The organism is Chamaesiphon minutus PCC 6605 (assembly GCF_000317145.1).
In the GTDB taxonomy this organism is placed as follows: domain Bacteria; phylum Cyanobacteriota; class Cyanobacteriia; order Cyanobacteriales; family Chamaesiphonaceae; genus Chamaesiphon; species Chamaesiphon minutus.
The window spans coordinates 1,498,708-1,513,058 of the sequence record NC_019697.1 but is presented as its reverse complement, the minus strand read 5'-3'; the positions used below and the strand labels follow the sequence as shown (position 1 = coordinate 1,513,058).

General features: G+C 42.0%; 14 protein-coding genes and 1 pseudogene. 7 read left to right on the top strand and 8 right to left on the bottom strand.

Going from position 1 to position 14,351, the window contains the following annotated elements; translation table 11 throughout:
• Positions 1–14: 14 nt before the first annotated feature.
• The 7 genes and pseudogenes from CHA6605_RS06965 to CHA6605_RS37140 form a co-directional block, all read right to left on the bottom strand.
• Entirely contained in the window at positions 15–467 is a 453-nt protein-coding gene (locus CHA6605_RS06965) for a hypothetical protein (protein WP_015158790.1), read from the bottom strand.
• Between the two features lie 79 nt (positions 468–546).
• Positions 547–1,293, bottom strand: coding sequence for an SDR family NAD(P)-dependent oxidoreductase (locus CHA6605_RS06960; RefSeq protein WP_015158789.1), 747 nt, complete (start codon positions 1,291–1,293; stop codon positions 547–549).
• 144 nt (positions 1,294–1,437) lie between these two features.
• Positions 1,438–2,082 (bottom strand): hypothetical protein, encoded by a 645-nt coding sequence (locus tag CHA6605_RS06955; protein WP_041547718.1) that lies wholly within the window; start codon positions 2,080–2,082, stop codon positions 1,438–1,440.
• Between the two features lie 40 nt (positions 2,083–2,122).
• A complete protein-coding gene (locus tag CHA6605_RS06950) occupies positions 2,123–4,129 on the bottom strand; it encodes a lipoxygenase family protein (protein WP_015158787.1) in 2,007 nt (668 codons plus the stop codon).
• A gap of 40 nt (positions 4,130–4,169) precedes the next feature.
• On the bottom strand, positions 4,170–4,595 hold the full coding sequence (locus CHA6605_RS06945; protein WP_015158786.1) for a phenylpyruvate tautomerase MIF-related protein: 426 nt from the start codon (positions 4,593–4,595) through the stop codon (positions 4,170–4,172).
• Between the two features lie 660 nt (positions 4,596–5,255).
• Positions 5,256–5,921 carry a two-component system sensor histidine kinase NtrB gene (locus tag CHA6605_RS06940; RefSeq protein WP_422678766.1) on the bottom strand — a complete coding sequence of 222 codons (666 nt, stop codon included), beginning with the start codon at positions 5,919–5,921 and terminating at the stop codon, positions 5,256–5,258.
• A gap of 138 nt (positions 5,922–6,059) precedes the next feature.
• Positions 6,060–6,176 (bottom strand): annotated as a pseudogene (locus CHA6605_RS37140) (hypothetical protein); the annotation flags it as partial.
• A gap of 435 nt (positions 6,177–6,611) precedes the next feature.
• Here CHA6605_RS37140 and CHA6605_RS06935 point away from each other — a divergent pair.
• Positions 6,612–7,001, top strand: a complete 390-nt coding sequence (locus CHA6605_RS06935) for a DUF1304 domain-containing protein (RefSeq protein WP_015158783.1) — start codon at positions 6,612–6,614, stop codon at positions 6,999–7,001.
• A gap of 522 nt (positions 7,002–7,523) precedes the next feature.
• Here CHA6605_RS06935 and CHA6605_RS06930 read toward each other — a convergent pair.
• Positions 7,524–7,832: a hypothetical protein gene (locus CHA6605_RS06930; RefSeq protein ID WP_015158782.1), complete on the bottom strand. Its 309-nt coding sequence runs from the start codon at positions 7,830–7,832 to the stop codon at positions 7,524–7,526.
• A gap of 205 nt (positions 7,833–8,037) precedes the next feature.
• Between CHA6605_RS06930 and CHA6605_RS37135 the strand changes: the two genes are divergently transcribed.
• From CHA6605_RS37135 to CHA6605_RS06900, 6 genes are all read left to right on the top strand, one after another.
• The gene (locus CHA6605_RS37135) at positions 8,038–8,256 is read left to right on the top strand and encodes a type II toxin-antitoxin system Phd/YefM family antitoxin (RefSeq protein WP_015158781.1); all 219 of its coding nucleotides are present in this window, start codon (positions 8,038–8,040) and stop codon (positions 8,254–8,256) included.
• Between the two features lie 51 nt (positions 8,257–8,307).
• Positions 8,308–8,772: a type II toxin-antitoxin system VapC family toxin gene (locus CHA6605_RS06920; RefSeq protein ID WP_015158780.1), complete on the top strand. Its 465-nt coding sequence runs from the start codon at positions 8,308–8,310 to the stop codon at positions 8,770–8,772.
• A 439-nt stretch (positions 8,773–9,211) separates the two neighbouring features.
• Positions 9,212–9,637, top strand: a complete 426-nt coding sequence (locus tag CHA6605_RS06915) for a hypothetical protein (RefSeq protein ID WP_015158779.1) — start codon at positions 9,212–9,214, stop codon at positions 9,635–9,637.
• Positions 9,638–9,655: 18 nt separating this feature from the next.
• Positions 9,656–9,985, top strand: coding sequence for a VirB3 family type IV secretion system protein (locus tag CHA6605_RS06910; protein WP_015158778.1), 330 nt, complete (start codon positions 9,656–9,658; stop codon positions 9,983–9,985).
• Positions 9,986–10,034: 49 nt separating this feature from the next.
• Entirely contained in the window at positions 10,035–13,139 is a 3,105-nt protein-coding gene (locus CHA6605_RS06905; RefSeq protein WP_015158777.1) for a hypothetical protein, read from the top strand.
• The gene (locus CHA6605_RS06900; RefSeq protein WP_041547716.1) at positions 13,127–14,314 is read left to right on the top strand and encodes a hypothetical protein; all 1,188 of its coding nucleotides are present in this window, start codon (positions 13,127–13,129) and stop codon (positions 14,312–14,314) included. The genes CHA6605_RS06905 and CHA6605_RS06900 overlap by 13 nt, the downstream gene beginning before the upstream one ends.
• Positions 14,315–14,351: the final 37 nt, after the last annotated feature.

Sequence of the window (14,351 nt, the reverse complement as noted above, 5' to 3'; positions counted from 1 at the left end):
AGTTCTCAAAATGCTTATTTTGACTGAGTAGAACTATTAAGATAATTTAGTTTGTATACAATGTACTGTTTAAATACAGCTTTCAGTGTCTCAGGGGAACGAATCACAACCCAGCTTTGATCGACAGACGCAACAATCCTTTGACTATGTGCAGCTGGTGGCTTCCATCGACTAGCTTCCCAATGGACTACTGCCTTGATATCTGCTTGTTCATTGTTAGCTGTAAGTTCAATTTTTTCGGCAGCATGAACTTCATCAAAAAACTCGTTGAGAGTACCTTCATACCAGGGTTTAAACTGCTCCCAACTGGTCAATGTAATGCCAGGAAATTGGAGGATTAGATCGGGTTCACCAAAGGCAAATAAATCGATGTATTCTTCTACTGGGGCATGAGCATCAAGTTTTGCATAAAACTCGTCTACAAGCTGTCTAACTTCAGATTCTGTTGGAGGTACTAAGTTACTCATTGATCGTTGATTTTTAGCTAAGGGATGTGAATTGAGTTTGATTCATTGAACTAATAATTGAACCAAGACCAAGAAACGCTCATTGTTGATCTATTGGTCTGACTACAATTTCATTGACGTTGACGTGCGGTGGTTGAGTGACCGCATAAACAATGGCTGCTGCAATGTCCTCACTGGCGAGAGGGGTTTTTGATTGTATCCACGCCTCGGCCCATGCTTTTGCTTCAGGATCTGTAATCTGAGCACCCAGTTCAGTCGCTACTGCACCTGGCTCGATCAGGGTAACGCGAATTTTATGACTGTGGTTTTCCTTGCGCAGGGCTTCTGTAAAAGCACCTACGGCAAATTTTGTGGCAGAATATACAGCAGTGTTGGCATTTGCTTCTAAACCAGCAGTAGAGGAAATATTAATAATATGCCCTCCGCCCTGTGCCTTCATTATTGGTAAGGCTGCATGGGTAGCATACATCAATCCAAGAAAGTTGATATTAATCATGCTGCGCCATTCTTCTGTATTGGCACCATCAATCAAGCCTAATTGCATGACACCTGCGTTATTTACCAGGATATCTACGCGCCCCCATTGAGTATGGGCTTTGTGTAGCATATCGTGCGCCTGCATTTCATCAGCTACGTCAGCAACAATTGAGATAGCCTGTCCACCGTTGTCCGAAATATGCCTGAGTAACTTTTCGAGTCTGTCAGCGCGGCGTGCTACTAGAACGACCGATACCCCTTCTTGGGCTATGGCTATGGCTGTCGCCTCACCGATGCCCGATGAAGCACCTGTGACTAACGCGACTTTTCCTACTAACTTACCTGTCATAAGGTGTTTCTCCTAAACATGAATTACATAGCAGGACTTAGACAACTTTTAGAGACAAGAGACTTTCAGCCCTTTTTACAACAAATTTTTGCCTAAGTCCCGATAGATGCGACTTAGCTTCAATTCTTACATCCATCACTATTGCTAGTTAGTCTGAGGAAGCTCATAGTATTTATCTCCGTCTCTTGTTTTCAGGAAGTTCTGTAACTCAGAGGAGCGTAATCCAAAGTATTTTTTGAAAGTATTGAGGGCTTCCTCTCTTTCCTCTCGTTTTTCACTTTGCAGAACGAATTCAACGAGAACAGTAACTTCCGTACCATTGTCAACCTTCTTAGCAAGAGTAGTGACTTGATAGAGGGTAAATAGCTCAGTCGCCTGTGATATATCTAATTTCCACACATGGTTTACCCGATCATTCATTACTAAGCGATCATAAACTCTCATCCCCTCAAAGTTAAAACTAACAATAGCACCTGGGCTGTTGTCAGGCTTTCCAAAGCCTATTTCTTTTTGTACATCTGTGCGGCCGCTTAAGGCACTAAGATAAGCGAAATAATCATCGTAAGCTGACCAATAATAGTCAATATCAAGGGGGAGAACTTCCACCTTTTTTAAAGAAATCCATTGTCCATATTCCAACTGATCTATTTCATTTGTACCGGGCATGATTTTCTCCTTATTATTGAGGATCAGGTAGAACTGGCGTTGTTCCAACCTGAAAATTGTTAATGTGTGTGATCGCTCTTTGCATCGGCAATATTTGCCAATATGGACGGTCGGAACAGTCATTATTAGAATTACTTCAGATGACTGAACCGATCCCTGAACTCTAACTATTCAATCTTGAACGCAGGGTGTTGAGATCGAATCCAAGTTTTTCAAATTCTGCTTTTTTGCTTGCAACCAATTCAATCAACTTAGGCGGAACGTCTCCATCCTCATTTTTAAGTATGTAACCGTACCTGAAATCGGTCAGCATATTAGAAGCTCCAAGAATAATACTTGCTGCTTCCTGACCTGGCATTACACTCTCATCATCTTCATCACCCATTGAGCCATTGCTTAAGAGAGCTCCGTATTTTAGCTCGGCAAACTCAGGATTATGCTCATTGTGAATACAACTATGCCAATAGGTGGTTTGATAAATTACGTATTTACAAACCTGTTTAAGATTGGCGATATCTTGTTCAGTTGCTGTTGTCGATGAAGTAATCGGTCGGACTGCTTTGACCTCTCCATTAACCTCTCGACGAGGATTTGAAGAATGATCAATCTCATTTAAGTCATACCATTCATCTCCATCATCTACCTGCTCCATCGTCAGAGCAACATGAGCAACACTATGTTGAACTAAATCCTCAGAAAACGTGAAAATTTCATCCCAATTGCTGATAATTCCGTCACGATGCTCGTCAAAAAATGAATCGACATGAGTAGTCAGAATATCCCAGTATAAGTTACCGATTTTGGCGTAAGTATGTGACTCACAAAGGGGGGTTCTGGGTTGCCAATCAGTCCAGTCATAACTTCCTAAATTTGACCTGACCCACTTCAACATATCTGGAATGATAGGCATAGGCTCAAGTTTAGCGAAAAATCCACCCTTGGGATCCATCAATATTCGCCGACCAAAATTGTTAATATGGACTACTTCTTTGAGGTGAGGATATAAGAAGTCACGCACTGGATTTTTGCGGACATTTCTCAACAAAGAGATCGAATACTGCTCCATATTAAAGTGACATTGACTCAGATGAGCTTTCACTTCTCCTAAAACACCCAGATGAGTAGCACGAATGACTCGCTTAGCCTGCAACCATTTTTTCCCATCAACAGGCCTGTAAGTTTGGGGTTCTTTTAATGGAGGATTTGGCTTTTTCGCATTATTTTCACGGAATTGAAGCGTAATTTCAACAGGGAACAGTTGCTCATTTCTTAATTCAAATTTGACTTTATAATTCGGCAAATCTATCTTACCAGTCAGTTCAAATTGTTCGCCATTAAAAGAAGTGGTATATAAGGAAGGATTGTTTTTATCTTTCTTAAAAATAACAGGATTAAACCCATTTAACATCCTGTCTCCAAAGAATTCATCACTTCTGGTACAGCCTGGATTTTCTCTTTCTAAAATGATAGTTCGAGTTTCTGGAAATGATTTTTGGATCTCATCATAGGATGGTTCGTTAGGATTTATTCGATTTTTTTGAATTATTCCGTCCATGATCTGTTCATATTTGGCAACAGATTTTATTGTTATGGCATAAGCTTGGGGCACAAAATCATGCTTAATAGATTTGGGCACACAATAGGGGAAGTATTGAGCATAATCTGGATCATACTCATAGTAAGAAATTGACAATTGTCCAAAGTTATAAATTTCTTCTTTGACCTTGTCAGAACCCTTGATGACTTCAATCAAGTTTTTTCTTCTGATGGATTTTCCTTCGACAACAGCAGTTTGAGGAGGATCAAAAATCCTTAATTCCAAATCTGGATCATCCCCAAATCCAGCAGCTTTCGGATCGTAAAATATTTCAAAACCTCCATGCTGATCTGTTATCCCACTGCCTAAAAAATCTTTCATCCCGAAAAGATCGTGATCCCACAACTCAACTTCTAAACCAGGGATAGGTATTGTTGAGACAGAATGAACAATTTTGCCAATCGCTTTGTGTGATTGGTTAACGATATTACCCTTTAACTGTTCTCTTACCTTTAACAGAGAACCAACAGGTAAATGGGAGATCAATTGAGAGACTAGGCGTTCCTTTTCGTTATCTGTATATTCTTCTAGGGAAATTTCACCAGAAAGAATTCTTTGGATAAAGTTGCTCATTTTTGATATTTCTCCTACTAATTTTAAAGATTGATTGATGCTAGCTTTTTTTTTGCGCTTCTGCTTGTTTTTGAGCTAATTCTGGTGAATCTAAGTTCTCAACTCCTAAGATTTCCGTAAAAATCTTACGATTCCAGCCAACCAGATGCATCTGCGTAAATTCCTGAAAGAAGATGTACATACGATTAGCTGGTACATTAAATCTTTCTAATAAAATATCACTGATGCATTCTGTCAATTTTTTGGTGACTTCCGCAGACATTTTCAGACTGAGAAGTTGGACAACAGCAGCAGGTTTGTCGTAATCCCCACCAAAAGCAACATTGACCTTGGTGTTAACAACAACCAAAATCATCTCTTTAGGATCTCCTTTATTGATATGAACTTGATCCGTAACCTGAGTGATGACATTTTGGATGACATCTTGATTAAATTCATGATTGGTCTCAATCCTCAAAAATGGCATCTGAATCTTCTCCTGAGAACGTTTTTGTCTTTTTTGGAAAGTCGGGTAAAGGAGATGGTTTTAGATATATCCCCCTCCCTCTCCTCAGAGCCGTACGTAAAGTAGGGTAGGTAGCCAGCGAGTTACCATTACTGGTACTTTTCCAACCACCCCCCTCCAAACTACGCATGACCGTTTCCGTATCACGTAGCTTTCCGGTAATTTTTACGTTTGAAGCGTCTAACTATTTATTATGCGGAAAGTTATCCGCATAACACCCCAAATTGGGTGAATATCCCGATAACTGTCTGCATATTCCCTCGCAAATAGCGGCATTAGCCCGACAATTATCCGTATAATACCCCAGATTGGGTATTTAGGCGGACAAGATTCAGTCCAATCGCGACCTAGAATTAGTTTGTTGAATTTAGTCCTATTTGTAACTATATTTAATGTATTTTCATAATGATGCTGAAAGAACAGCCAACGCAGAAGTTGCTCGCTTGATGCTATCCGACTCACACATGATTTCGTTGGTGCAACCTCTCCTTTGGAGAATCGAACACATCAAAGATCTCAAATGGGTTCTATGGGTTCCTGCTCGCGATCGACATTAGGTGAAGGCAGCAAGTTTTCGATCGTCTTTCCAGAATAAAACCTGAATTACGGATATTGAGATGCTCAACCCGAATTTGGGAGCGGATGGGCGCAGATGGGCAAATAAACGCTTACAGTCGTTCCTACGCTAGAAGACTCGATCGTCAGTTTGCCATCATGATCTGTAATAATTCGCTTGGAAATTGCCAACCCTAATCCAGTGCCAGAGGGCTTAGATGAGCAGAAGGGTGTAGTGAGTTTGGGCAACAACTCTGGTGGAATCGGATCGCCACCATTATGGATTTGGATCGCAACGTAGTCCGAGTCGATTTCCATAGAGATCGAACAACTAACACTCTCGTGGGGGGCGATCGCTTCACAGGCATTCCGCAACAGATTGATAAAAACTTGTTTTAACTTATTGATATCCACCATCACCTCACCTGCTGGCAGATGGCTTTCAAACTCGATCTGGCGATCGATAGCTTCAGGTAGTTCCTGAATCTGGATTAACAGCAGCTTCAAGAATTCACTGATATTCAGCCTGGAGAGCTGCAATGGTTGGGGTTTTGCATAGGAGAGAATTTCCTGCAACAGATGTTTAAGCCGATCGGATTCGCTCAGGGACAGGGCTAGCCGCTCTCGATCGGCATTGGCATTCAAAACTTTATGGGCATATTTTAAGCCCATCTCAATCGTCGTCAGAGGATTACGCACTTCATGCACGATCGTAGCTGTAAATTCGCCAATGGCGGCTAATCGTTCCCGTTCGATCAGCTTTGCTTGAGCAAGCTGGAGTTCTTGCGTTCGAGCAGCAACCTCTTCAGCCAGCCGTTGATTGAATCGGATCTGCTGCTGATAGAGGCGATAATTTTCGATTGCGGTAGCTGCTCTTTCGGCAAATAATTCAACGATTTTGACTTCCGAATCTGTGAATGGACGTGGCTCCCGCAGGAAAGAACAAATTGTGCCGATCGTTTCTTTACTAGGTGTTCTTAATGGGACTCCTAGATAGCAGGGATATTCTGGGGGCGGATTATCCCTCGTCTGTCACTCTCCTTAACTAAAAATTGAATGCGATCGCTACAAGCCTTATCTCAAAAAGTTTTGAAGCTTTATTTAGCGATCGATAGCTTAATCGTGGAGATTTTTGATAAAAGCTTATGCCGCAAGGGTTTGGGATTATGCTTTCGGGAGAGTGACAGAAGAGGGCTACTCCCTGGTTTCAACCTGCTGCGGTTGGAACACGATCGCCTCGACACAGATAATCTTCACCTCACTTTGAACGTATCCTCAACTAATATTAATATACTAATTTACACAATGTATGATTAATATTTATCTAATTACAATATACTAATTTACACAATGTATGATTAATATTTATCTAATTACAATATACTAATATTATTGTCTCGCACAAGGAAACAACTTTTTGTTATGAAAACTTTGATACTTGTTCTAATTAGTTTAGTTGGACTCATACATATTTACTTTTTGATTCAGCAGATGTTCCGATGGGAAAGCGCAAGTGGTAAATTTACAAATTTTACTGAAAAGCAACTTACAAAGGTGTTAGCAGGCAATCAGGGATTATATAATGGCTTTTTAGCAGCAGGCATCATATGGGGATGGTTGTCGCCAGCATATTCTCTACAAATCTGGACGTTTTTTCTGACTTTTATTGCGATTGCTGGGGTTTATGGCAGCGTAACTCTATCTTTGGGTGGAGATGCTCCTGACAAACCTCGCCAGCTCAGACCGCTGGCAATTCTATTCCAAACTGTTCCAGCCGTCATTGCATTAATCTGCTTGCGAATATCCCTCTAAGTACTATAGGGTGGTAAATGTATCATTTTAATTTAATAATACTTACACACAGACCATAAAATTATTCTCGATCGTTCCTCAGAAGAATCGACACTTTATCTGAACCCTAACAGGTTGAGCAATGTGGGGGTCGAGTAATATTGAAATCTAAAACCAAGTTTAGCTGATCACTCCAAGTCCGAGAGAATCATGTTTTTTTAAAAAAACATGATTCTCTGTGTTTATCATTAAATTTTCTAATTTTGTTGCTTCAATTCTGAACGTGTAAAGTCAAAATTACTAATTGGTTCTATCGATAAGCAATCGAAAATGTGATTTTTTTTACGTTTTATTGATAATAATTGTAAAGATGTCTTTTTCGGCGATCATAAGTCATCAAACCTGTTGTAGTATAATTCTGAAGATCGAGATATTTCGATAAATTCAATTCAAATCCGATCAAAATATAGTTGATGAATTGGTAAAAATCAACGTAAACGTCCCAGGGGGACGGCAATCCAATCGGTTTGAGCCTGAACAGATCTAGAGAAGAATAATACGCTCGTTGCTAAAAGTAGGATCAGACATCGGAATTAAAGTCGGTGGTGTTGTACCCAACCGAGAGGCTTGACAAGATTGGGTCAAAAAGTCCAACACCGAGCGACCTTGTGCTTTAAGTGAAGAGCTAACGGTTAACATCCTGGCAACAAACTCACTACGTAACTGTCCCATCTTGGCGATCGCTTCTGCGGTAAACTTCTTCGAGAGTTCTCCAGCCCCAGATTTTACAAACTCTTGAAAAGCAAGAGTAGCGATCGTGCTAGCTGTCATAGTGGTAATTGGTTCTGGCATAACTCTCCTCTATACTTCACATTTATAGTATGCCGCAGAGTTATTTGCCCCTGTTGGAATTTTTATATTTAGTTAATCGAATAGCCATCGGAACAGAATGCGTATCCTATTGCAGTTCCTTAAGCTCGTGATGTCCATATCTTTTGGCAAGATATTAGTATTTTTGTTCTATAATAAGTTTGAAATCTAATTTTTTGCGATCGAGATGAATACGTTTACCATCTATAACGCTAAATCCCAGTTCTCCAAATTATTATCTCGCGTGGAACTAGGAGAAGAGATAATCATCTCCAATCGCGGTGTCGCGGTGGCTAGGTTAGTTCCGGTGGAAAATAAGCGATCTCGCAGTCGCAGTATGGGTGTAGATCGCGGCTTATATTACATTCCCTCCAGTTTCAACAACCCGTTGCCCCCTTATTTATAAGCCCTATTTTTCTAGTATTTCACATAAACAAGAGTAAGGAATCTATCGCAAGTGAAAATACTAATCGATGCCCAGTGTTTTTTATGGTGGTTTGTCGAACCCGATCGCTTGAGTGCTCCAACGATCGCCGCCATCTCTGACGAAACTAACTCAATCTGGTTTTCGGTTGCCAGCGTTTGCGAGCTGACGATTAAGGTGTCACTGGGAACGTTATCGCTGCCCGAACCGATCGATTCGTACCTTGCCAGTCGAATGAAAAAGTTGCGGGCACAATTTTTAGATATTCGAGCGGATCAAGTGTTGAAGCTAGCAATGTTGCCGCTAGATCGATTCGATCTGATCCTCCTCACTCAAGCACGAGTCGAGGGCATGACCCTCGTTACTGCTAACCCAGATCTGGCCGATCGTGATGTGGAAATCCTGCTCAACGAATCGGACGAAGGCAACACTCAGAGAATGTCCGTGAGTCAAAGAGCCAGGTCGGAATTAGCGTCAAGCAAAAGTCTAAATCGATAGTCGCCAAGTTCGGATACCCTCGCTATTAATTCAAGGAAACTTGATGGAGATTGCCAGAGCCGACGATCGAACTCAACAGCAATCGTAAATGCTTACACCTTGAATGGAGTAGTTATTCAGCAAATAGCTGAATAACTACTCCATTTTTTTATCAATTGTAAAGCTTTATCGATCCTGCAATTTACTCTTGATTATTTTTACCGATCGTCTATAATCTCATGCGGATAAAAGAGGGGATAAAATTAACCTGATTAACTAATTAAGTCAAGTTTATTCTACTCGAAATATGGATGTTATCGTTCGATTGCCTGTCAACTAAATCTTAGATCGATGGCGATCGCTATCTGATTTTTTATGTAAAAGCTATTATCGTTCGATCGATAATTGCTCGAACGAATCGAGTCGAAACTTATATTCTTTGAAAACATAGAGTGTCATCATGAACCACGCCACTTCGTTAAGCAAACCTAGAAATAAGATTTCTTGGAAATATGTTCGGTATGCCTTGATTTCCTGTTTCTCCCCAATTATTTGGGGATGGAACTTAGCTCCTAAAGCTGATGCCGCCCCAATCTACGATGCTTTCGTAACCGTATCGACTACTAAAATTGCCACGATCATGGCTGGATTCCCAGTCGCAGGTCCGCTATTTACTACTCTGTTTACTGCCATTGTCAATCTGATCCCTTGGGCTGTATTGCTAATAGTCGGTGGTATTGCCATCTGGCAGGCTTATTTAGGCTATCAGGAATACGATCGAGAAAATTTTTCTGGCGTGGTCAAGCCGATGTTAAATATCATCGTCCTCGTAATTCTAGTCATTGCGACAGATCGGATCGTTACCTTTATGTTCACTGGTGCATAATTCAAGCGGTATCTATTCATGGAAAGAAAGACACGAATCGAAGTTAATCGAGCATTAAGACGCAGAGCGAAGATGATGGGTATCCCTCGCGATGTTGCCATAGTCTTGGCTCTGATCGTAGTTTTCTGTCTATTTCTAGGATATTTGAAGGTTCCGGCCAATATCGTTGCAGCTATTTTTGTGACTTTATTTTTCACAGCCATACTTTCACTCAAAGATGGAATGGCAGATGTACTGGCAAGAAATAGAAGGCCAAAGAACTATACCAGAGGATGCTTGAATTATCGTTCGCCACTTTCAAATTTAACTCCTCAGTCGATCGATATTCATCCAAAGAAAATATCTTAGAACTTATTACCGAATCTGTTGGTTTAAATACTTTAGTTTATTTGTCACCATGAAAAACAAGGAAATCAATAAACATCTAAACCAAAAGCGAGAACTAAGAAAAATCAAACATCAAGGTTTGAGCGACAAAAAGAAACTGCTCTATCCCCTGGAAACTTCAACTCATTTGCAAAGTATCATCAATTATACTTTGCCAAATGGAACTCAAGTTGGTGCCTTATTGCTAAATACCAGTCATGAAATTGACAAGCCAGAATATAAATTGCGCTTTATTTGGGAATGTCCAGGCATTCACGATGATTTTGGTGAAGTCGCGGCTAGGTCGATCGTTAACTCGATCGCCTCTTTAGGGCACGAATTACCGATCGGTGAGAAGTTGCGCGTTGAATTCCAATCGTTTTGCGATCGTACCGACCGCCTGAATGAATTAATCGCTCAATTTGAAACAGCATCTTCTCAATCTCAGCCATTAATCGCTGAGGAAATGCTGATTTTACAAAATCTCGACACTAGCGGTCAACGTCGCCCTCACCAAGTATTTTTGATGGGCACTTTTACCCCTAACTTGGGAGCGCGAGAGCAAAAGCTCATCGAGAAAATCATCAAATACGGTTCTCTTTGGTATCAAAGACTATCGGGATCGATCGAGGAAATACGCCAACAAACGATCGATGCAGTTTTACTTAATGCCTACGAGCAAGGCTTTTTTGAATGGTCGAATTTATTTCGAGATAAACTTCAACTCAAAGCCACTCCTTTATCTGGTGAAGAGGTATGGCAGCATTGCTGGAAAGAACTCAATCGGTTTAACGATCGGGTAGAAGAACTCGCACCAGAGCCAGCACCACAATTAATCGAGTTCGATCTGCAAAAAGGGACGATCGGCGAAAACGTACGGACGCAACTGCATCCAACTACGGTAATGATGCGCTATCCCTCTGCGGTACCATCTTCCAACCGCGACCATATCAAAGTCGATCGTCGCTATGTCGGTAGTCTGCTGCTGAAACTTCAACCCAAAGTATTTGAAGAAGCGGGTAACGAATCGTATCAACAAGTTCAACTGCATTATCTATCAAATTTGATGGCAGTTAGCTCGGCTTACGATTATCGAATCGTGCTAGAGCTATCGCGTCCTGAAGAGTTCGGCGTTCGTTATAACAACCAGCAACTCATTCGGCAAAATCATTACCGCAAGAAAGAAACAGAGGAAAAAGGACAAATTGACGTTTTGGCAGACGAGGAACTTAAAGAAGCCCTGGAAACCGAGCGGATGTTAATCGGTGGGGATACGAGTGTGGAGTTTTCGCTCTGTATGTTCGTCTATAGAGAAACATTGGAGGAGATGCACTTTGCCGCTCGCGATTTTTGCTCGCATTTTCGCTCGCCAGCAATCCTGCTCCTGGAAGTAGATACTGCTGATTCGCTGTGGGTATCATCCCTACCATTTTACGGTAAGTCGATGTTGGTAGATGTCCGCGACAGACGAGATCGCGAGCGTCCTGAAGTCGTCGCAGCTTACTTTCCATTAACAACAACAGTTAACGCTCACAAATCTGGAATCGAATTTATTGCGAATAAAGGAGGTTCACCCGTCTATTTCGATCCCTTCACCCACATGGGACACACTGCGATTTGGGGTAAAACTCGATCGGGTAAAACGTTATATGCAGCATTCAACATCCATAAAGCACTGAGTCAACAAATTCCTGTCACGATTCTAGACCAACCACCGACAAAGGAAGCTAGTTCGTTCAGAGCTTTTACCGAACACATGAATGGGGCTTATATCGATGTTTTTAACGACTCGATTAACTTCTTCGAGACACCATTAATCGCTGAAGATATCGATCCAGAGACTCGCGAGGACATGAAAAGACAGAATGAAGAGTTCATTCTTCAAATCCTGACTTCAATGGTTCTGGGCTGGAAGGGCGAACTCAAGGGCGTAAGTAGCAGCAAAGTTATTTCGATGCTGACAACTGCGATTAAGAACTTCTTCAAGGACGAGCGGATCTTGATTCGTTACGAGCGAGCCATAAATGGGGGGATTGGCTCTATAGCTTGGCAGGATTATCCAGTGCTGTCTGACTTCAAGCGGTTTTGCACGATCGAGCGGATAAATCCCAAGGAGGCAACCGCCGATGACATTCAGACCCTTGGCACGATCCAGTTGCAACTACAACGATGGATCGATGGCTCTTACGGCAAAAGTATCAACTCGCCCAGTACCGTCAAACTCGATAGTCCCCTCATGACGATCGCGATGCGGGGAGTCAGTAACAACGATGATGCCGCTGTATTCGGCACGATTATGTACGCAGCGGCAATGCGACGGGCGATTGCCGCTGCTAGTGGAAAGGGATCTCTATTATTCATCGACGAAGCATCGATTACCTTCGATCTCGATCCGCTCTCACTCTGTGTCGGGCGGGTCGCAGCCAACGGACTCAAAGCGGGAATGCGCCTGATGATTGCCGCACAGGAGCCGACGAGCGTGTTCGGGAGTGCGGGTGGCAAGAAAATTAAGGACGCACTTTCATACCACCTCATCGGCAGAATTGGCGACAGCCTCAGTTACGGACTCGATGCAGCGGGTAATATCCAACCGTTGAATGCAGATGGTAGCGTCAAAACCGACGACCCGACAGGCAAGATGATTGCTTATCAGGCTTCAAACCTACTTAATGGCAAAGGCTTAGACACCAAAGCTGTCATCGCTCAAATAGATTTGGGTAAACAAAAATCTGGAAGTAGCGTAGCAGAAGCCAATCGCCAAAATACCAACAAAGCAGTTTCCTCAATTATGAGTGCGACTGGCGATGCTAATAATTCCACATTGGCAACAGGTGCCGCTCAAGCCGATCTCAGTGCCAAAGCAGGTAGCAGTTTTAACCGCATGGGGGCGATGAATAATATGCTCTCACAGAGTTTGATTATGGGTGCTACCGCAAATACGATCGGGCTTGCCAATCTATCTCAAGGAGAAAATCAAGCCAAGCACAACGCGCTGGTACAACAGCGAAATCTCGCCGAGGACGAGGAAAAACGTGTGGAGGCAACCATGAATGCCCTCAGCGATACTTATCTCGAAGCTAACAAAATCAAAGCTCGCGCTCGGTTGTGTGCATCGAGTAATATTTGCTGGATTTAATTCATATTTCTCAACTATCAACTCTCAACTATCAACTCCTGAAATGGAGCATAACTATTTTGTTTGTCGATATCCTTCACACTACAATTCTTGCTTCAACCGATCCTGCTGTAATTGCAAGTGAGTACGAACAAGCACTCTTTAAGATAATTAGCATCCTAATTACTGGCAACGCAGCATCGATGACCGATACTTTTTGGATGGCAATTACCGAGCCATGTAAAGTTATTGCTGGAGTTGGCGTATTGTGGTGGCTGATTCCGATAATCCCCGATTTATCTTTTGACAACCTCAAAAATCATCTAGTTCGGATTTTAACGCTAATGCTGATCGCATTTATGTTCGTAGGCAATGCCTATGGAGCGCGTGTTTTCGCAGTTGGTAATTACGCCCTGATTAGAGGGATCGATAATTCGATCGCGACCACTACTAAATTATTAGGCAGTGTCAATGCCGAACTTGCCGCAATTAAAACTAACGATGCCACTATTAAGGCGATTAGTAATCAAATGCAGGTTTGTATCAAGTTACCAAAAACTATCGCAGATCCCGATTCTACCAAAGTAGGTAACGTAATTCCAAATCCAGCCTACGTTCAGTGTACTAAAGACGTAAAAACGATGGTTGTCGCCGCTAAGTTATCGGTAACAGATCCCGCACTTGTCGCCCAATTAGCCGACACAGAAGCCAAAATGAATAGCCTTGTCGATTCATACGATTACGATAGCGTTTGGAATCAATTTGTTTCATTTGTCAAAGACCCAGATAAATGGCTCAGAGATAAGTTAGTTGGTGCCATATTAGATGGTTGGTCGGTTGTCGTTGGCGAATTAGCAGATGAAGGTTTTATTTTGTCAATTTTGGCTTTGCCGATCCCATTAGCATTCTCATTTATTAATACCAAACCACTGGAGATTTGGTTTGCTTCACTGTGGGGTTTGGGTATTTTCAAGTTCTCGATGACAATTTTGGGTGCTTGTCTTGGTTTTATTAATGCCAATACATCGGGGAGCCAGCCAGCCTATAGCTTAGAACTGGGTTTTGCGATCGGCGCACCGATCCTGGCTGGGGTAATTGCGAGAGGAGGGGGCGCGGGTATCTACGCACTTGCAGCTCAAGTTGCAGGCGAGATTATCGGATTTATGAAACCATCCATGACTAAACTGGCAAAATAATTATAGCTTCAACCATTCATTTATCGCCTTATTATAA